This window comes from Blastococcus sp. SYSU DS0510 (genome assembly GCF_054050835.1).
The window spans coordinates 1-18,785 of sequence record NZ_JBJHAC010000022.1 but is presented as its reverse complement, the minus strand read 5'-3'; the positions used below and the strand labels follow the sequence as shown (position 1 = coordinate 18,785).

Here is an 18,785-nt window from a genome sequence, read left to right as displayed (position 1 = left end):
CGAGGCGTGGGGGGCAGCGGGGTCCTTCTAGGCGGTGACGCGCTCGACGTCGAAGACGCCGTCGACGTTGCGCACCGTCTGCAGCACCGCGCCCAGGTGCGCGGGGTCGGCGAGCTCGAAGGTGAACCGGCTGATCGCCACGCGGTCGCGGCTGGTCTGCACCGACGCCGAGAGGATGTTCACCCGCTCGTCGGCCAGCGCCTTGGTCACGTCCGACAGCAGGCGGTGCCGGTCGAGGGCCTCCACCTGGATGGCCACCAGGAACACCGACCCCGGGGACGACGCCCACTCGACCTCTACCAGACGTTCAGGCTTGCTCCGCAGGTCACCGGCGTTGGTGCAGTCGGTGCGGTGCACGCTGACGCCCCCGCCGCGGGTGACGAAGCCCAGGATCTCGTCGCCGGGCACCGGGGTGCAGCACTTGGCGAGCTTGGCCCAGACGTCGGTCATGCCGTGGACGATGATCCCCGGGTCGCCGCGGGCCGTGCGCCGCGTCGACGGCCGGCGGTTCGGGATGGCGGTCTCGGCGATGTCCTCCGCCGCGCCCTCGCTGCCACCCAGGGCCACCATGAGCTTCTCGACCACCGAGGCGGCCGAGAGCTGGTGCTCTCCCACCGCCGCGTAGAGCGCGGTGACGTCGGCGAACCGCAGGTCCTTGGCCAGGGTGGACAGCGCCTCGCCGCCGAGCAGCCGCTGCAGCGGCAGGCCGGCCTTGCGCATCGCCCGGGTCAGGGCTTCCTTGCCGGCGTCGACGGCGTCCTCGCGCCGCTCCTTGGTGAACCACTGGCGGATCTTGGTCCGGGCGCGGGAGGAGCCGACGAAGGTCAGCCAGTCCTTCGACGGGCCCGCCGTCGGCGACTTGGAGGTGAAGATCTCGACGACGTCGCCGTTGGAGAGCTTGCTGTCCAGGGAGACCAGCGAGCCGTTGACCCGGGCGCCGATGGTGCGGTAGCCGACCTCGGTGTGCACCGCGAAAGCGAAGTCGACGGGCGTGGACTCCCCCGGCAGGCTCACCACGTCGCCCTTGGGCGTGAAGACGAAGACCTCCTGCGGACCGAGGTCGTAGCGCAGGGTCTCGAGGAACTCGCCGGGCTCCTGCGCCTCCCGCTGCCAGTCCAGCAGCTGGCGCAGCCACAGCATGTCGTCGGCCGAGCCGGCCTTCGGCGGCGCACCGCTCTCCCCGGCCGCGGGCTTCCCGCCGGCGCGGGCCTTCTCCTTGTACTTCCAGTGCGCCGCGATGCCGTACTCGGCGGTGCGGTGCATGTCGTGGGTGCGGATCTGCAGCTCGACCGGCTTGCCCTGCGGCCCGATGACCGTCGTGTGCAGCGACTGGTACATGTTGAACTTCGGCATCGCCACGAAGTCCTTGAAGCGGCCGGGCACCGGCTGCCAGTGGGCGTGCATGATGCCCAGCGCCGCGTAGCAGTCGCGCACCGAGTCGACCAGGATGCGGATGCCGACGAGGTCCCAGATGTCGGTGAAGTCCCGCCCGCGGACGATCATCTTCTGGTAGATCGAGTAGTAGTGCTTCGGCCGGCCGGTGACGACGGCCTCGATCTTCGCCGCCCGCAGCTGCTCGGTGACCGACGCGGTGACCTCGGCCAGGTAGGTGTCGCGGGACGGCGCGCGCTCGGCGACCAGGCGGACGATCTCGTCGTAGCGCTTGGGGTACAGCGTGGCGAAGGCGAGGTCCTCGAGCTCCCACTTGATGGTGTTCATGCCCAGCCGGTGGGCGAGCGGGGCGAGGATCTCGAGCGTCTCGCGCGCCTTCTTCTCCTGCTTCTCGGGCGGGAGGAAGCGCAGCGTGCGCATGTTGTGCAGCCGGTCGGCCAGCTTGATGACCAGCACCCGCGGATCGCGGGACATCGCGACGATCATCTTGCGGATCGTCTCGGCCTGGGCGGCGTCGCCCAGCTTCACCTTGTCGATCTTGGTGACGCCGTCGACGAGGTGCGCGACCTCCGAGCCGAAGTCGGTGGTGATCGTCTCGAGGGTGACGCCGGTGTCCTCGACGGTGTCGTGCAGCAGCGCCGCGATCAGCGTCGTGGTGTCCATGCCGAGCCCGGCGAGGATCGTGGCGACGGCGAGCGGGTGGGTGATGTAGGGATCGCCGCTCTTGCGCTTCTGGCTGCTGTGCGCGGCCTCGGCGACGTCGTAGGCCCGCTGCAGGAGCACCAGGTCGGCCTTGGGGTGGCTCTGCCGGTGGAGGGCGGCGAGCGGCTCCAGGACCGGGCGGACCAGGCCGCTGCGCTGGCCGGCGACGATGCGCCGGGCGAGGCGGTCGCGGACGCGGCGGCGGGGGGTGCCGGGCTCGACGTCGGGCGGATCGGCCCCCACGTCCTCGGGCCTGCGCACCGCGGGCCGCTCGGGGAGCGGGCTGCGCACCGGCGCCTCGGGCACGGCGTCGGTGACCGCTCCACCGGTGGCTGCCCCGGCCCGCGCGGCAGCCGCGTCGGCGGCTACTTCGGAGGCCACGGCTACTCCTGCGGCTGGCAGAGGGGGGACCCTCACCATGCTAGCGGGACGACGCCCGCCGGCGTCGGGAGCGCGACCGGGATCTCCCCCGCTCAGGTGGTCCAGAGGGCGTGCACCGCGTGCGGCGCCAGCAGCTGCCGGCCCCCCAGCGCGGCCAGCTCCACGACCACCGAGATCGCCGACACCACGCCGCCGAGCTGCTCGACCAGCGCGACGGCGGCGCCCAGCGTGCCGCCAGTGGCGAGCACGTCGTCGACGACCAGGACCCGCTGCCCGGGCCGGATGGAGTCCGCGTGCAGCTCCAGGGTCGCGGTGCCGTACTCCAGGGTGTATTCGGCCGAGACCCGCTCGCGCGGCAGCTTCCCGGCCTTGCGGACGGGAACCACGCCGACGCCGGCGTCCAGCGCCACCGCGGCGGCGAGCAGGAACCCGCGCGCCTCCACCCCGGCGACGACGTCGAACGGCCGCTCGCCGGAGCGCCGGGCGGTGAGCGCGGCCGTCCGCGGGTCCGACACCCCGGGGGACGCCAGCCCGTCGACCATCCGGCGGAAGGCGGGGCCGTCGGCGAAGACCGGCGTCAGGTCCCGGAAGACGATCCCCGGCTCGGGGTGGTCCGGGACGTCGACGGTGAGCGAGGCGATGAGCTCGTCGAGCGGCCGCTCGGCGGGTGCCGCGCTCACCGGCGCCGCTTGCCCGACGGCCGGCTGGCGCCGGGGCGCTGCGGGCGGGCGCCCGGGCGCGGGGCAGCGGTGGCGCCCCGCGGGGCGTCCGGGCGCACCGAGGACGGCGACTCCACCACGACGTCCGCGGTCACGGTGCCGGGCAGCTCCGCGGTGGCGACCGCACCGGGGCTCCGGCGACGGCGGGCGCTGGCCACCGGGCCGGTCGGCGCGGCCGCGCCACCGGTCCGGGCGGCCGAGGACCGCCGGGCCAGCACGCGGCGGCGCAGTGCCTGGACCCCGGGCTCCCGCTCCTTGAGGTCGGCGACGATCGGCGTGGCGAGCACGATCGAGGAGTAGGTGCCGGCGGCCAGGCCCACGAAGAGCACGAGGGCAAGGTCCTTGAGGGTGCCGACGCCGAGCAGCCCGGCCCCGACGAAGAGCAGGCCCGCGACCGGCAGCAGCGCGATGACCGAGGTGTTGATCGAGCGCATCAGGGTCTGGTTGACGGCCAGGTTCGCCGCCTCGCCCCAGGTCATGCGCGCGCTGCGCTCCAGGTCGCGGGTGTTCTCGTCGACCTTGTCGAACACCACCACGGTGTCGTAGAGGGAGAAGCCGAGGATGGTCAGGAAGCCGATGACCGTCGACGGTGTGACCTCGAAGCCCACCAGGGAGTAGACCCCGGCGGTGATCACGATGTCGTGCACCAGCGCGGCCATGGCGCCGACCGCCATCTTCGGCTGGAATCGCACGGCCAGGAAGAGCACGACCGCGACGAGGAAGACCGCCAGCGCGACGAGCGCCTGGTCGGTGATGTCCTGGCCCCACTCGGCGCTGACCGACTCCGGGCTGACCTCGGCGGGGGTGATGCCGGCGACCTCGGCCAGCCCCTCCACCACGGCGCGCTCGGTCTCGTTGTCCAGCTGCGCGGTGCGGATCAGCAGGGTGTCCCCGCCCACGATCTGCGCCGTCGCCACCTCCGCCCCGGCGTCCTCGGCCGCGGCGCGCGCCTCCTGCAGCTGCTCCTGGGTGCCGGGCAGCCGGAAGCTGTTGCCGCCGGCGAAGTCGATGCCGAAGTTGAAGCCCCGGAACACCATCGAGGCGATGCACAGCAGCACCACGATCGCGGTGATCTTGTAGATCAGCCGGCTGCGGCCGACCACGTCGAGGCCCGCCTCGCCGTTGTAGAGCCGGTGCGCGAGCCCCGCGCGCCCGGCTCGCGGGGCCGGGGCCGCGGCGACGTCGTCGTCGGCGGGGTCCTGGGGCAGCCCGGCGTCCGCGAGCGCCTCCTCGCCGGTGCCCACCGGCTCGTCCGCGGGCGTCGGCTCCGCCGGGTCCGTCGGGCGGGTCATGAGGTGCTCCTGTCCTGGCGACCGCCCGCGGCGGCGCCGACGAGTTCCCCGGCCGGCGCGCTCGCGGCGGGCCGGCGGGTGTGCTCGACCCGTCCGAGCCCGGAGAAGCGGTTCCGGCCGAAGCCCTTCAGCCGCGAGAGCACGGCCATGAGCGGGTGGGTGAAGAGGAAGACGACGACGAGGTCCAGCACGGTGGACATGCCGAGGGTGAAGGCGAAGCCCTTCACGTCGCCGATCGCCAGCAGGTAGAGGATCGCCGCGGCCAGGAAGCTGACCGCGTCCGCCGACAGGATGGTGCGCCGCGCCCGGACCCAGGCCCGCGGGACGGCGGACCGCAGCGAGCGGCCTTCCCGGATCTCGTCCTTGAGCCGCTCGAAGTAGACGACGAAGGAGTCGGCGGTGATGCCGATCGAGACGATGAACCCGGCGATGCCGGCGAGGCTCAGGGTGAACCCGATCTCGCGGCCCAGCAGGATCAGGCAGGCGTAGACCACCACCGCCGAGAGCACGAGGCTGGCGATCATCACCAGGCCGAGCAGCCGGTAGTAGAACAGCGCGTACACGAAGACCAGGGCGATGCCGATGGCCCCGGCGATCAGCCCGGCCTCGAGCTGCTCCTCGCCGAGCTCGGTGGAGATCGACTGCGCCGTCGCCTGGGTGAAGGTCAGCGGCAGGGCGCCGTAGCGGAGCTGGTTGGCCAGCTCGGTGGCCGACTCCTGGTCGAACTGACCGGTGATCGTCGTCGGGTTGGTGGTGATCGCGCTGTTGATCGTCGGCGCGGAGATGACCCGCCCGTCGAGCGTGAAGGCGACCGGCGAGCCGACGTTGGCCGTGGTGTAGGCGGCCCACGTGTCCAGGCCCTGGGCCTGGAAGTCCAGCAGGACGACCCACTCGCCGGTCCCGGGCTCGGTCCCCGCGGTGGCGTCGTCGATCTGCGTGCCCTCGATGATCGTGGGGCCGAGCAGGTACTTGACCGCGCCGTCCTCGCTGCAGGCGGCCACGAAGTCCTGGGGCCGGGTCACCTCGCCGGTGACGTTCTCCGCCTCGCAGGTGAGCGTGGCGAACTCGGCCGCCGCCTCCTCCTGGGTCACGGCGGGCGCGTCGGGGTCGGGCAGGGACGGGTCCGCGACCGCGCCGTCCCCGGTCGCCGGGTCCTCGGCGGGCGCCTCGGCGTCGTCGCCGGCCGCGCCGCCGTCGGCGGTCTCGGCGTCGGCACCCTCCTCGGTGCCGGCGCCCTCCTCGGTGCCGGTGCTCTCCTCGGCCGGGACGGCGGGGGCGGGGCCCTGGAGCACCGGGCGGAAGCGGAGCTGCGCGGTGGCGCCGAGCTCACGGGCCTGCTCGCCGTCGTCCCCGGGGACGGAGATGACGATGTTGCTGTCGCCCTCGGTGACCACCTCGGCCTCGGCGACGCCGAGGCCGTTGACCCGCTGCTCGATGATCCGGCGGGCCAGCTCCAGGTCCTCCTGGGCCGGCGCCTGACCGTCGGGGGTGCGCGCGGTCAGGGTCACCGTGGTGCCGCCGCGCAGGTCGAGCCCGAGCTGCGGCGTGCGGGTGTCCCCGGTGAAGAACACCAGCCCGTAGAGCAGGGCGACGATCAGCACGAACGCGCCGAAGTAGCGCCCCGCCGGGAGGGTGCGGTTGGCCACGGAGCTCCCCCGGGTCAGACGGTGCCGTCGGCGGGGCGCGCGGTGCCCCCGTCGGACGGCGTGGCACCGGCCGGGCGGCGCACCTCGAGGATCGCCTGCCGGGCGAAGGTGACGACCACGCCGGGCGAGATCTCCAGGTCCAGGGTGGTGTCACCCAGCGCGGCGACGGTGCCGTGCATGCCGCTGGTGGTCATGACGGGGGTGCCGACCGCGAGGGATGCCTGCAGCGCGGCCTGCTGCTCCTGCATCCGCTTGCGCTGCCGCGCGGGCAGCACGAACAGCACGACGGCCAGCAGGACCAGCAAGATCAGCGGGAAGTACTCCACGACAGGTGTGCCTCTCTTCCGCGACGGGTGCCTCGCGGTGGTGCGGCCCGGGACGGGACCGCTCGGGTGCATCGGTTGCCGTACGCGCGGCGACCAGGCGTGACGCGCACGGCCCGGCCTGCGAGTTGCGCGCCAGCGTGCGGAAGTCTAGGCGTCGAACAGGGTCTCTGACGACGACCCCGGTACCGGTGGGTCGGCTGTGACCCGCCCGAGGGGGACGCCACCGCGCGGCACCGGCCGACCCAGGTGCTCCCAGGCGGCCTCGGTGGCGACCCGCCCGCGGGGGGTGCGCGCCAGCAGACCGGCCCGCACGAGGAAGGGCTCGCAGACCTCCTCGACGGTGTGCGGCTCCTCCCCCACGGCCACCGCGAGGGTGGCGACGCCGACCGGCCCGCCCCCGAACTTGCCCACCAGCGCCTCGAGGACGGCGCGGTCGAGCCGGTCCAGTCCGAGGTGGTCGACGTCGTAGAGCGCGAGCGCGGCCTCGGCGACCTCGCGGGTGACGCGGCCGTCGGCCTCCACCTCGGCGTAGTCGCGCACCCGGCGCAGCAGCCGGTTGGCGATGCGCGGCGTCCCGCGGGAGCGGCCGGCGATCTCGGCCGACCCCTCGTCGGTCAGCTCGACGCCGAGCAGGTCGGCGCTGCGGGCGAGCACCCGCCGCAGGTCGTCGGTCTCGTAGAACTCCATCTGCCCCACGAAGCCGAACCGGTCGCGCAGCGGCCCGGTGAGCAGCCCGGCGCGGGTGGTGGCCCCGACAAGGGTGAAGGGGTTGATCTCCAGCGGGATCGCCGTCGCCCCGGGCCCCTTGCCGACGACGACGTCGACGCGGAAGTCCTCCATCGCCATGTAGAGCAGTTCCTCGGCGGGCCGGGCGATGCGGTGGATCTCGTCGATGAACAGGACGTCGCCGGGGGCCAGGTTGGACAGCATCGCCGCCAGGTCGCCCGACCGCTCGATCGCCGGACCGCTGGTGATCTTCACCGAGGTGCCGAGCTCGGAGCCGATGATCAGGGCGAGGCTGGTCTTGCCGAGCCCGGGCGGCCCGGAGAGCAGCACGTGGTCGGGCGTCCGGCCACGCCGCTTGGCCCCCTCGAGGACCAGGGCGAGCTGGCGGGCGACCTTCGGCTGGCCGATGAAGTCGTGCAGCGAGTGCGGCCGGAGCGCGGACTCGACGACCCGCTCCTCGTCGCCGGCCTGCGGCGACACCGACCACTCCGGCGTCACGTCGGCGGCGAGGTCACCGGTCAGCGACCGGTCGAACGGGGCGCTCACGCGTCCTCCTCGCTGGCGCTCGTCGCCCGCGTGAGCGGCGCTGCTCTGCTCATCGGTTCGCTCGCAAGCTCGCTCACGCGTCCTCCTCGCTGGCGCTCGTCGCCCGCGTGAGCGGCGCTGCTCTGCTCATCGGTTCGCTCGCAAGCTCGCTCACGTCCTACCCAGCAGCTGGAGGGCCCGCCGGAGCAGCACCGCGACCTCCACGCTCCCGGTCGCGGCGACCTGCTCGTCGGCCACCGGGGCGAGCTGGGTCACCGCCGTCTCGGCCTCCTTGCCGCTCCAGCCCAGGCCGACGAGCGCGCTGGTGAGCTGGTCCCGCCAGGGGGCCACCGGCGTCAGCGACGGCAGCCCGGTGGGGGCGGGGGCGTCGAGAGAGGTGTCGGTGGTCGTGGAGCCCAGCCGGTCCCGCAGCTCCAGGATCAGCCGCTCGGCGCCCTTCTTGCCGATGCCCGGCACCTGCATGAGCGCCTTGACATCGGCCATCGAGACCGCCCGGCGCACCTCGCGCGGCGGGTGGATCGCCAGCACCGCCTGCGCGAGCCGGGGGCCGACGCCGTTGGCGGTCTGCAGCAGCTCGAACAGCTGGCGCTCGTCGTCGTCGGCGAAGCCGTAGAGGGTGAGGGAGTCCTCGCGCACGATCAGGCTGGTCGCCAGCCGGGCGGACTCCCCCACCTGCAGGCGCGCGATGGTGCCGGGGGTGCACTGCACCGCGAGGCCGATGCCGCCCACCTCGACGACGGCGCCGTCCGGGGAGACGGCGGCGACCCGGCCGCTGACGCTGGCGATCATCGCGCCGCCACCCCCGTCCACCGCGGCAGCGTGGTGCTGCGCACCGGCGCGCCGATGCCGCCGGCCAGCGCGGCGGTGCGCAGCCGCTGCTGGGCCGGGCCGCGCCAGGCGTGGCAGACCGCGAGCGCGAGGGCGTCGGCGGCGTCGGCCGGCTTGGGGGCGGCGGTGAGCCCGAGGACCCGGGTGACCATGAGGGTGACCTGCTCCTTGTCCGCGCGGCCGTTGCCGGAGATCGCCGCCTTGACCTCGCTGGGCGTGTGCCAGGCGACCGGGCGGTCGGCCTGCGCCGCGGCGAGCGCGGCGACCCCGGCCGCCTGCGCCGTCCCCGTGGCGGTGCCCTTGTTGTTCTGGGTGAACACCCGCTCGATGGCGACCACGTCGGGGCGGTGCTCGCGCAGCAGCGCCGTGACGGCGGTGTGCAGTTCGAGCAGCCGCAGCTCCAGGTCGAGCTCCGCCAGCGTGCGGACCACCCCGACCCCGACCGCCGTCGGCCGCGCCCCGGGGCGCCCGTCGACCACTCCCCACCCGCACCGGGTGAGGCCCGGGTCGATGCCGAGCACCCGCATGGTCACGCTCCCGTCAGCCGAACTGGTGTTCGACCGAGGCTAACCGCCTCCCCCGACCGAACCCCGCCAACACGCCAGGTGACGTGCTGGAACGGCCGCCCCCTGCAGGGTCCCGGCCTGAGCTTGCGAAGGCTGGGGGGCAGGGGGTGTTTTCAGGCGTCCGCCGCGACCTGCTCCATGACCTCGTCGGGCACGTCGTAGTTGGCGTAGACGTTCTGCACGTCGTCGCAGTCCTCGAGCGCGTCGATCAGCCGGAACACCTTGGCGGCCCCCTCGGCGTCGAGCTCCACCTGGACGCTGGGCTGGAAGCCGGCCTCGGCGGAGTCGTAGTCGATGCCCGCGTCCTGCAGCGCGGTGCGGACGGCGACCAGGTCGGTGGGCTCGCAGAGCACCTCGAGGGTGTCACCGAGGTCGCGCACCTCCTCGGCGCCGGCGTCGAGCACCGCCATGAGCACGGTGTCCTCGTCGACGTCACCGGACTTCGGCACCGTCACCACGCCCTTGCGGGAGAAGAGGTAGGAGACCGAGCCGGGGTCGGCCATGGATCCGCCGTTGCGGGTCATGGCGGTGCGGACCTCCATGGCCGAGCGGTTCTTGTTGTCGGTCAGGCACTCGACGAGGACGGCGACACCGCCGGCGGCGTAGCCCTCGTAGGTGATGCCCTGGTAGTCGACGCCGCCGGCCTCGAGACCGGCGCCGCGCTTGACCGCCCGGTCGATGTTGTCGTTGGGCACCGAGCTCTTCTTCGCCTTCTGGATGGCGTCGTAGAGCGTCGGGTTGCCGGCCGGGTCGCCGCCGCCGGTGCGGGCCGCGACCTCGATGTTCTTGATGAGCTTGGCGAAGAGCTTGCCGCGCTTGGCGTCGATCCCGGCCTTCTTGTGCTTGGTCGTCGCCCACTTGGAGTGGCCGCTCACGGCTCTCCCCTCTCTGCGTCGGCCAGGTGACGGCGCACGATGTCGACGAACAGCGCGTGCACCCGGCGGTCCCCGGTCAGCTCGGGGTGGAAGCTGGTCGCCACGACGTCCCCCTGGCGGACCGCGACGATCCTACCGTCGGCCGCTCCCCCGACGACCCGGCCGAGGACGTGCACCCCCGGCCCGGCCTCCTCGACCCACGGCGCCCGGATGAAGACGGCGTGCAGCGGCCCGCCGTCGACCCCGTCCAGCTCGACGCGGGTCTCGAAGGAGTCGACCTGGCGGCCGAAGGCGTTGCGGCGGACCGTCACGTCGAGCCCACCGACCGTCTCCTGGCCGGGGGGCGCCCCGACCAGCCGGTCGGCGAGCAGGATCATGCCCGCGCAGCTGCCGTAGGCCGGCAGCCCCGCGCGGACGGCGTCCCGCAGCGGCTCCAGCAGGCCCCACCGGGCGGCCAGCTTGGCCATGGTCGTCGACTCCCCGCCGGGGACGACGATCCCGTCGACACCGGCGAGCTCCTCCGGGCGGCGCACCGGCAGGGCGTCGGCGCCCTCGGCCCGCAGCGCGGCGAGGTGCTCGCGCACGTCGCCCTGGAGGGCCAGGACCCCGACGACGGGGCGGGCGGGGCCGGTGGACACGGCCGCCCACGCTACGGCGTGGCTCAGACCGCCGGTGCCGACGGGGCGAGGCCGGCCGCCCGGCTCGACGTCCAGGTGAGCAGCCACTCCAGCGGGCCGCGGCCGACGGTGCGCCGCCAGATCCAGGCGCCGGCCAGCGCGGCCGCGACGAACCCGAGCCACGTGCCCGCGCCCTGCACGCGGCCGGGGACGACGTCCATCAGCACCCGGATCGCCAGGAGGTGAGCCGCGTAGACGCTGAGCGCCAGCGCCCCCACCGCCGCGACGGGCTCGGTGACCCGCGGCAGCCGCTCGGCCGCCAGCAGGCAGCCCACCACCACGAGGACGGCGAAGCCGGTGGAGCCGACCACCTCGAACGTCGTCCCGCTGTGCGCCTCTGCGCCGGTCAGCCAGCGGACGTCGAAGACGCCCGGGACGGTGAAGCCGGTCTCCGGGCCGGCGGAGGGCACGCCGCCGGCCAGGAGCTCCGAGCTCGCCCAGCCCCCGCCGTAGCCCACGACCGCGGCCACCGCGCCCGCGGCCGCCAGCCGCGCACGCACCGCCCCGGAGGAGAGGTCCAGCCGCCCCACCGCCAGGCCGACCAGGACGAACGCGATCCAGAGCAGCGCCGGGTAGTAGCCGGTGACCAGCAGCGAGGGTCCCAGCGCCTGCGCCAGACCGATCGTGGTCAGCACCTGGCCGAGGACGACGAGCACCGGCGGCGCGACGACGGCGACGAGGCCCGCGGTCACCAGCAGCCGGCGGACCGGCCAGCGCAGGAAGGGCAGCACCATCAGGAAGAGGACCCCGTACACACCCAGGATCACCGCGACGAAGGTGTCCAGCTCCTGCAGCGCCAGGCCGATCGCGAAGACCCACAGCGCGCGGACGGCGATCCGCACGCGCACCCGGGACAGCGCCGGCCCCTCGGGGGGCCGGCTGCGCCCGGAGAGCAGCGCGACCGAGATGCCGGCCAGGGTCGCGAAGAGGATCGACGAGCGGCCGTCGACGACCGCCGTCCAGGTCCGCGGGTCCGACCCGAACTCGCCGCCCACCCGCAGGTGGGCGGCGAACATGCCGAGCACGGCGAGCCCGCGCGCCACGTCCAGCCCGGCGATGCGCCGCTGGACGTCCACGGTCACCAGCCGCGGGTGGCGTACCGCTCGCTCTCCGGGAGCGTCGCGACGTTGATGCCGACCATCGGCTCGCCCAGGCCCCGGGAGACCTTGGCGATCACGTCCGGGTCGTCGAAGAAGGTGGTGGCCTGGACGATCGCCGCCGCCCGCTGCACCGGGTCCCCGGACTTGAAGATGCCCGAGCCGACGAACACGCCCTCGGCGCCGAGCTGCATCATCATCGCCGCGTCGGCGGGGGTGGCGATGCCGCCCGCGGTGAAGAGGACGACGGGGAGCTTGCCGAGCCCAGCCACCTCGACCACCAGGTCGTGCGGGGCGCGGAGCTCCTTGGCCGCCACGAACAGCTCGGTCTCGTCCAGGGTCGCCAGCTTCCGGATGCCGGCGCGCAGCGCCCGCATGTGCCGGGTGGCCTCGACGACGTTGCCGGTGCCGGCCTCGCCCTTGGAGCGGATCATCGCCGCACCCTCGGAGATGCGCCGCAGCGCCTCGCCGAGGTCGGTGGCGCCGCAGACGAAGGGCACGGTGAACGCGTGCTTGTCGATGTGGTGCGCCTCGTCCGCGGGGGTCAGCACCTCGGACTCGTCGATGTAGTCGACGCCGAGGGCCTGCAGCACCTGGGCCTCGACGAAGTGGCCGATGCGGGCCTTGGCCATCACGGGGATGGAGACGGCGTCGATGATGCCCTGCACCATGTCGGGGTCGCTCATCCGCGCGATCCCGCCCTGGGCGCGGATGTCGGCGGGCACCCGCTCGAGGGCCATGACCGCGACGGCGCCGGCGTCCTCGGCGATGCGGGCCTGCTCGGGGGTGACGACGTCCATGATGACGCCCCCCTTGAGCTGCTCGGCCATGCCGCGCTTCACGCGGTCGGTGCCGGTCCGGCCGCCGGCGGGCTCGGGGTGCGTGGTCACGTGTGTCCGCCTCGGGTTCGGCTGATGGGGCGCCTCACCATACGGCGGTCAGGCCGAGCGGCGGACGGCCGCGTCGGCGCCCGCCCCCACCTCGCCCAGCCGGTCGTCGATGTCGAAGTAGCGCGGCAGCGGGCGGGACCGGTGCAGCCCCGCCCACCGGCAGGAGCGGCGGCCGCGCAGCTCGCGGGTGTCGCGGACGGCGTCGTTGTAGAAGCGGCGTGCGAGGGCGACCCGGGTCTGGGTGCCCGCCAGGTCGGTGCGCAGCGCGGCGGGGACGCCGGGCAGGTCGGGCGGGAGCTCGCGCAGCTGGTGGCCGAGCGCGTTCTCCACCAGCTCCCGGTCCCCCGCGCCGCGGGCGCCCCGCGCCTCGGCGGCGACGGCGGCCAGCCGGACGCGGACGTCGTGCCGCAGGGCGGCGGGGTGCTCGCGGGCCAGCTCCTCGGCCAGGCGAGCGCGGCGCAGCAGCTGGGCGTCGAGCGTCGCCCACGCCCGGTCCACCCGCGCGGACAGCCGCCGCAACCGGGTGAGGGTCCACCCGGTCCAGGCCACCAGGAGCAGGAGCACTCCGGCGGCGAGCAGCAGCCAGTCCTGGGGCGTCACGGTCCCCGAGGCTAGCGGCGCGGGCGCCGGATGCGGGGACGTCCGGCCGCGGTGCCGGCCGGGGGGACCCCGGGGAAATCGTGCTCGGGCGCGGCGGTCACCACGCCGCCACCGGGCGGGAGCACCGTCTCGTAGACGGCGAGGATGCGCCGGGCGAGCACCTGCCAGTCGTACGCCGCGGCCACCCGCGAGCCGCGCGCGGCCAGCTCGGCGCGCCGGCCGGGGTCGGCGAGCAGGTCCGACAGCGCCCGCCCGAGGGCGCCGGGGTCGTCCCGGCGCACCACCACGCCGGCCGCGCCGTCGTCGAGCACCCGGACGAAGGCGTCGAGGTCGCTGGCGACGACCGGCGCCCCCGCGGCCATCGCCTCGATGAGGATCACGCCGAAGGACTCGCCGAGCAGGTTCGGCGCGCAGTAGACGTCGACGCTGCGCAGCATCGCCGCCTTGTCCGCCTCCGACACCTCCCCCAGCAGCGTCACATGCGGTCGGAGATCGGTGCCGACCATCGACCACAGCTGGTCGGCGTCCCCGCGGCCGGCGATGAGCAGGCGCGCGTCCGGGTGCGCCCGCACGACGGTGCGCATGGCCTCGAGCAGCACCGGCAGGCCCTTGCGCGGCTCGTCGAAGCGCCCCACGAAGCCGACCGTCGGCGGGCCGTCGCCCCGCGGGCGCCCGGTGAGCGTGGGCCCCTCGGCGAAGAACCCCACGTGCACGCCGTTGGGGATGATCACCGCGTCCCCGCCCAGGTGCTCCACCTGGACCCGGCGGGCGAAGTCGGAGACGGCGATCCGCCCCGCGATGCGCTCCAGCCAGGGACGGACCATGGGCCCCAGGACGGCCAGCGCCTTCGACCGGGTGGTGGCCGTGTGGAACGTCGCCACGATCGGCCCCCGGGCGATCATGCAGACCAGCAGGGACACCGACGGCGACGACGGCTCGTGCACGTGGACGACGTCGAAGCGTCCCTCGCGCAGCCAGCGGCGCACCCGCGCGGCGGAGACCGGCCCGAACTGCAGGCTGGCCATCGAGCCGTTGTACGGCATGGGGACGGTCCGCCCGGCGAAGGTGAGGTGGGGGTCGGTGATCGACTCCTCGTGCTGCGCGGGGGTGAGCACCTCGACGTGGTGACCCATGCCGCGCAGCGTCCCGGCGAGGTCGCGCACGTGGTACTGGACGCCGCCGGGGACGTCCCACCGGTAGGGGCAGACCAGGCCGATGCGCATCAGGCCACCGCCTCCGAGCGGGGCGGGTCGGGCGGGACGTCGGGCCAGATCCGGCCGAGCATGTGCCAGTCCTCGGGGCGCTCGGCGATGCCGGCGGCGAACACGTCCGCGACCTGCTGCATCGCCGTCGTCACCCGGTCGGAGAGCCGGCCGGGGCCGCGCACCGGCACCTCCGGGTGCACGCACATCCGCCACCCGCCCCGGTCGAACTGGCAGACGGCCGGGATCAGCGCCGCGCCCGTGCGCTCGGCGAGCAGCGCCGCGCCGCCGGGCATGGTGGCCGCCCGCCCGAAGAACGTCACCGGGACCCCGCCGCCCCCGAGGTTGCGGTCGACCAGCAGGCAGGCGACGCCGCCGTCGGCGAGCCACCCGCGCAGCACCTCCGAGCTGGGGCGCTCCCCGCCGGTCAGCGGGACCACCCGGAAGCCGAGGGCCTCGCGGTATTCCAGGAAGCGCCGGTAGAGCGACTCCGGCCGCAGGCGCTCGGCGACGGTCATGAACGGCCCGTCCAGCCAGTCGGTGAACCAGGCGCCGGCGGCGTCCCAGTTGCCGCTGTGCGGCAGGGCCACGACGACCCCGCGCCCCTCGGCGCGGGCGCGGGCGATGTGCTCGATCCCGGGGACGTCGCTGTCGCGGCGGATCCGCTCCGCGGTCAGCGTCGGCAGCCGGAACGCCTCCTGCCAGTAGCGGGCGTAGGAGCGCATCGCGCGGCGGGTCAGCTCGTCGAGCTCGGCCTCGGTCAGTCGGCCGCCGGTGACCACGCGCAGGTTGGCCCGCAGCTGGCGGACGCCTCTGCCGTCGCGCGCGGCGGCCCAGTTCCCGGCCCGGTCGAACAGCCCCCGCGCGGCCGGCTCCGGCAGCATCCGCACCGCCCGCCAGCCCGCCGCGTAGCCCGCGTCGGACAGCTGCCCGGCCAGCCGCGCCCGGGCGCCGGTCACGACGCGATCCGCCGGCCGCCGGCGGCCCGCCTCACCGCCAGGACGCGCTGGGCCACCGTCACCGCGCTGCCGGCCAGGAGCACCCAGAGCGCGACGTGCACGGCGTACGGGATGCCCAGCCCGGTGAACCCGGTGCCGGTGAGCACGAGGATCAGCCGCTCGGTCCGCTCGACGACCCCGACGTCGCAGGCCAGGCCCATGCCCTCGGCGCGAGCCTTGATGTAGCTGGTGAGCACGCCCAGGACCAGGCAGAGCAGGGCCAGCAGCACCAGCAGCCGGTTGTCGCCGCTGCCGGAGTACCACCAGATCAGCGCGCCGAAGATGGCGGCGTCGGCGGCGCGGTCGCCGGTGGAGTCCAGCACCGCGCCGAAGACCGAGCCACCGCCGCGGAGCCGGGCCAGCGCCCCGTCGAGCATGTCGAGCAGGACGAAGACCGTGACGGTGAAGGCGCCCCAGAAGAGGTGGCCGGTGGCGATGAGGCCGGCGGCCCCGGCGATCGCGCCGACCGTGCCGGTGATGGTCACCATGTCCGGGGTGACCCCGACGCGGGCCAGCCGCGCGGCCAGCGGGTTGACCACCTTGGCCACCACGGGCCGGGCGTTGACGCCGAGCACTCAGGCCTCCGTCCTGCTGGCGTGGTCGGCCCAGGCCGCGGCGAGCAGGGTGCGCGTCTCGCCCAGCACCTGCGGCAGCACGCGCGTCAGCCCCACGACCGGCATGAAGTTGGTGTCCCCGCCCCAGCGCGGCACGGCGTGCTGGTGCAGGTGGTCGGCGATGCCCGCGCCCGCGACGGCGCCCTGGTTCATCCCGATGTTGAACCCGTGCGCCCCGGTCACCGCGCGCACCACCCGCATCGCCGTCTGGGTGAAGGCACCCAGCTCGGCGACCTCCTCGGCGGTGAGGTCGGTGTAGTCCGGCACGTGCCGGTACGGCACGAGCATCAGATGACCGGCGTTGTACGGGTACAGGTTGAGGACGGCGAAGACCGACGCCCCCCGCGCCACGACCAGGCCCTCCTCGTCGCCGAGCGTGGGGATGACGCAGAACGGGCAGTCGTGCGTCCCGGTGGGCTTGCCCTCGCCGCGGATGTAGGCCATCCGGTAGGGCGTCCACAGGTGCTCGAACACCGTCGCTGGGCCGCCGTCGTCGGAGGACACCGGCACCCGGTAGGGGGCGTTGTCCTCGCTCATCCGGGGACCGCCGCGGTCTCCGCCGTCGGGTCGGCGTTGCTGCGGGTCGCGATCCAGGCGGCGATCCGCTCGACGGCGGCGTCGACGGCGACCCCGTTGTCCTGGCTGCCGTCGCGGAAGCGGAAGGAGACCGCCCCGGCCTCGGCGTCGGTGGCCCCGGCGATGAGCACGAAGGGCACCTTCTGCTTCGACGCGGTGCGGATCTTCTTCTGCATGCGGTCGTCGGAGTCGTCGATCTCCACCCGGATGCCGCGGGCGCGCAGCGTCAGCGCGACGTCGGTCAGGTAGGGCACCTGCGCGTCGGTGACCGGGATGCCCACCACCTGCACCGGGGCCAGCCAGGCCGGGAAGGCGCCGGCGTAGTGCTCGGTGAGGACGCCGAAGAACCGCTCGATGGAGCCGAACTTCGCCGAGTGGATCATCACCGGCTGCTGGCGGGAGCCGTCGGCGGTGGTGTACTCCAGGCCGAAGCGGGCCGGCTGGTTGAAGTCGTACTGGATGGTGGACATCTGCCAGGTGCGGCCGATGGCGTCGCGCGCCTGCACGGAGATCTTCGGGCCGTAGAACGCCGCGCCACCCGGGTCGGGCACCAGCTCCAGGCCGGTCTCGCGGGCAGCCGCCTCCAGCACCGCGGTGGCCTCCGCCCACTGCTCCTCGGAGCCGATGAACTTCTCCGACTCCCCGCGGGTGGAGAGCTCCAGGTAGTAGTCGTCCAGGCCGAAGTCGCGCAGCAGGCTGAGCACGAAGTCCAGCAGGTGCCGCACCTCCCCCGGCGCCTGCTCCGGGGTGACGTAGCTGTGCGAGTCGTCCTGGGTGAGCCCGCGCACGCGGGTGAGGCCGTGGACGACGCCCGACTTCTCGTACCGGTAGACCGACCCGAACTCGAAGAAGCGCAGCGGCAGCTCGCGGTAGGACCGCCCGCGCGACCGGAAGATCAGGTTGTGCATCGGGCAGTTCATGGCCTTGAGGTAGTACGTCGAGTTCTCCAGGTCCATGCCCGGGAACATCGTGTCCTCGTAGTAGGGCAGGTGCCCCGAGGTCTCGAACAGCCCGCCCTTGCTGATGTGCGGGGTGCCGACGTAGTCGAAGCCCTCCTCGATGTGGCGACGGCGGACGTAGTCCTCCATCTCCCGCTTCACCACACCGCCCTTGGGGTGGAAGACGACCAGGCCGGAGCCGATCTCGTCGGGGAAGCTGAACAGGTCCAGCTCCACGCCCAGCCGGCGGTGGTCGCGCCGCTCGGCCTCGGCCAGGTGCTCCAGGTACGCCTTGTGCGCGTCCTTGCTCTCCCATGCGGTGCCGTAGACGCGCTGCAGCTGCGGGTTCTTCTCGCTGCCCCGCCAGTAGGCCGCCGCGGACCGGGTGAGGGAGAACGCCGGGATGCTGCTGGTGCGCGGCAGGTGGGGGCCGCGGCACAGGTCGGTCCACACGCGGTCGCCGGTGCGGGCGTCGAGGTTGTCGTACATGGTCAGCTGCGCGCCGCCGACCTCGACGGAGGCGCCATCCTCCGAGGACGCAGCCTCGCCGCCCTTCAGCCCGATGAGCTCGAGCTTGAAGGGCTCGTGCGCGAGCTCGGCCTGGGCGTCGGCGTCGCTGATCTCCCGGCGGGAGAAGCGCTGCCCGGCGCGGACGATCTCGGTCATCTTCTTCTCGAGGGCCTGCAGGTCCTCGGGGGTGAAGGGGCGCTCGGGGTCGAAGTCGTAGTAGAAGCCGTTCTCGACCGGCGGGCCGATGCCCAGCCGGGTGCCGGGGAAGAGCTCCTGCACGGCCTGGGCGAGCACGTGGGCGGCCGAGTGGCGGATGACCGCCCGCCCGTCCGCGCTGGCCGCCGCGACGGCCTCGACCTCGGCGTCGGCGTCCGGGGTCCAGGCGAGGTCCTTGAGGTCACCGGTGGCCACCTCGCGGACGACGACCGCGCCGTCGGGGCCCTTCAGCGGGACACCGGCCGCCTTGAGCGCGTCCTGCGCCGTCGTCCCGGCCGGCACCCGGATCGGTCCGACGGCGGTGGGCGAGGGCTGGGTGGACACGAGATGCTCCAGGGATCGGGACGGGGGGGGGGGGGGGGGGGGGGGGGGGGGGGGGGGGGGGGGGGGGGGGGGGGGGGGGGGGGGGGGGGGGGGGGCGGGGGGCGCCGGCCGCGCGCCCGCCCCCCCGCCCCGCCCGGCCCCGCC

General features: G+C 74.4%; 18 protein-coding genes. All 18 read right to left on the bottom strand.

The features are described from left to right. Positions 1-27: 27 nt before the first annotated feature. The gene (locus ACI79P_RS16845; RefSeq protein WP_456582206.1) at positions 28-2,475 is read right to left on the bottom strand and encodes a RelA/SpoT family protein; all 2,448 of its coding nucleotides are present in this window, start codon (positions 2,473-2,475) and stop codon (positions 28-30) included. A 92-nt stretch (positions 2,476-2,567) separates the two neighbouring features. After that, positions 2,568-3,155 (bottom strand): adenine phosphoribosyltransferase, encoded by a 588-nt coding sequence (locus ACI79P_RS16840; protein WP_456582205.1) that lies wholly within the window; start codon positions 3,153-3,155, stop codon positions 2,568-2,570. Then, positions 3,152-4,486, bottom strand: a complete 1,335-nt coding sequence (gene secF, locus ACI79P_RS16835) for a protein translocase subunit SecF (protein WP_456582204.1) — start codon at positions 4,484-4,486, stop codon at positions 3,152-3,154. Before secF ends, ACI79P_RS16840 begins: the two co-directional genes overlap by 4 nt. Beyond that, on the bottom strand, positions 4,483-6,132 hold the full coding sequence (gene secD, locus ACI79P_RS16830; protein ID WP_456582203.1) for a protein translocase subunit SecD: 1,650 nt from the start codon (positions 6,130-6,132) through the stop codon (positions 4,483-4,485). The genes secF and secD overlap by 4 nt, the downstream gene beginning before the upstream one ends. A 14-nt stretch (positions 6,133-6,146) precedes the next feature. Continuing rightward, the gene (yajC, locus tag ACI79P_RS16825) at positions 6,147-6,458 is read right to left on the bottom strand and encodes a preprotein translocase subunit YajC (protein WP_456582202.1); all 312 of its coding nucleotides are present in this window, start codon (positions 6,456-6,458) and stop codon (positions 6,147-6,149) included. Between the two features lie 147 nt (positions 6,459-6,605). Then, complete coding sequence (ruvB, locus tag ACI79P_RS16820; RefSeq protein ID WP_456582201.1) at positions 6,606-7,730, bottom strand: Holliday junction branch migration DNA helicase RuvB; 1,125 nt, start codon at positions 7,728-7,730, stop codon at positions 6,606-6,608. Between the two features lie 150 nt (positions 7,731-7,880). Beyond that, positions 7,881-8,540 carry a Holliday junction branch migration protein RuvA gene (gene ruvA, locus ACI79P_RS16815; protein WP_456582200.1) on the bottom strand — a complete coding sequence of 220 codons (660 nt, stop codon included), beginning with the start codon at positions 8,538-8,540 and terminating at the stop codon, positions 7,881-7,883. Then, complete coding sequence (gene ruvC, locus ACI79P_RS16810) at positions 8,516-9,085, bottom strand: crossover junction endodeoxyribonuclease RuvC (RefSeq protein ID WP_456582274.1); 570 nt, start codon at positions 9,083-9,085, stop codon at positions 8,516-8,518. The genes ruvA and ruvC overlap by 25 nt, the downstream gene beginning before the upstream one ends. Positions 9,086-9,237: 152 nt before the next feature. Continuing rightward, positions 9,238-9,999: a YebC/PmpR family DNA-binding transcriptional regulator gene (locus tag ACI79P_RS16805; protein WP_456582199.1), complete on the bottom strand. Its 762-nt coding sequence runs from the start codon at positions 9,997-9,999 to the stop codon at positions 9,238-9,240. Next, positions 9,996-10,637: a pyridoxal 5'-phosphate synthase glutaminase subunit PdxT gene (pdxT, locus tag ACI79P_RS16800; RefSeq protein ID WP_456582198.1), complete on the bottom strand. Its 642-nt coding sequence runs from the start codon at positions 10,635-10,637 to the stop codon at positions 9,996-9,998. Before pdxT ends, ACI79P_RS16805 begins: the two co-directional genes overlap by 4 nt. A 23-nt stretch (positions 10,638-10,660) precedes the next feature. Next, positions 10,661-11,758, bottom strand: coding sequence for a heparan-alpha-glucosaminide N-acetyltransferase domain-containing protein (locus ACI79P_RS16795; protein ID WP_456582197.1), 1,098 nt, complete (start codon positions 11,756-11,758; stop codon positions 10,661-10,663). Continuing rightward, positions 11,755-12,663 carry a pyridoxal 5'-phosphate synthase lyase subunit PdxS gene (pdxS, locus tag ACI79P_RS16790; protein ID WP_456582196.1) on the bottom strand — a complete coding sequence of 303 codons (909 nt, stop codon included), beginning with the start codon at positions 12,661-12,663 and terminating at the stop codon, positions 11,755-11,757. The genes ACI79P_RS16795 and pdxS overlap by 4 nt, the downstream gene beginning before the upstream one ends. A gap of 48 nt (positions 12,664-12,711) precedes the next feature. Next, entirely contained in the window at positions 12,712-13,263 is a 552-nt protein-coding gene (locus ACI79P_RS16785) for a hypothetical protein (RefSeq protein WP_456582195.1), read from the bottom strand. A gap of 11 nt (positions 13,264-13,274) precedes the next feature. After that, positions 13,275-14,486, bottom strand: a complete 1,212-nt coding sequence (locus ACI79P_RS16780; protein ID WP_456582194.1) for a glycosyltransferase family 4 protein — start codon at positions 14,484-14,486, stop codon at positions 13,275-13,277. Beyond that, positions 14,486-15,424, bottom strand: a complete 939-nt coding sequence (locus ACI79P_RS16775; RefSeq protein ID WP_456582193.1) for a phosphatidylinositol mannoside acyltransferase — start codon at positions 15,422-15,424, stop codon at positions 14,486-14,488. The genes ACI79P_RS16780 and ACI79P_RS16775 overlap by 1 nt, the downstream gene beginning before the upstream one ends. Beyond that, positions 15,421-16,038: a phosphatidylinositol phosphate synthase gene (pgsA, locus tag ACI79P_RS16770; protein ID WP_456582192.1), complete on the bottom strand. Its 618-nt coding sequence runs from the start codon at positions 16,036-16,038 to the stop codon at positions 15,421-15,423. The genes ACI79P_RS16775 and pgsA overlap by 4 nt, the downstream gene beginning before the upstream one ends. Next, on the bottom strand, positions 16,039-16,614 hold the full coding sequence (locus ACI79P_RS16765) for an HIT family protein (RefSeq protein ID WP_456582191.1): 576 nt from the start codon (positions 16,612-16,614) through the stop codon (positions 16,039-16,041). Further along, on the bottom strand, positions 16,611-18,641 hold the full coding sequence (gene thrS / locus ACI79P_RS16760; RefSeq protein ID WP_456582190.1) for a threonine--tRNA ligase: 2,031 nt from the start codon (positions 18,639-18,641) through the stop codon (positions 16,611-16,613). Before thrS ends, ACI79P_RS16765 begins: the two co-directional genes overlap by 4 nt. Positions 18,642-18,785 lie beyond the last annotated feature (144 nt).

What these genes read in the sequence shown, in the direction of transcription:
- ACI79P_RS16765 (WP_456582191.1), bottom strand. Translation starts at nt 16,614, where the DNA reads ATGAGCGAGGACAACGCCCCCTACCGGGTGCCGGTGTCCTCCGACGAC.
- ACI79P_RS16780 (WP_456582194.1), bottom strand. Translation starts at nt 14,486, where the DNA reads ATGCGCATCGGCCTGGTCTGCCCCTACCGGTGGGACGTCCCCGGCGGC.
- ruvC (WP_456582274.1), bottom strand. Translation starts at nt 9,085, where the DNA reads ATGCGGGTGCTCGGCATCGACCCGGGCCTCACCCGGTGCGGGTGGGGA.
- secF (WP_456582204.1), bottom strand. Translation starts at nt 4,486, where the DNA reads ATGACCCGCCCGACGGACCCGGCGGAGCCGACGCCCGCGGACGAGCCG.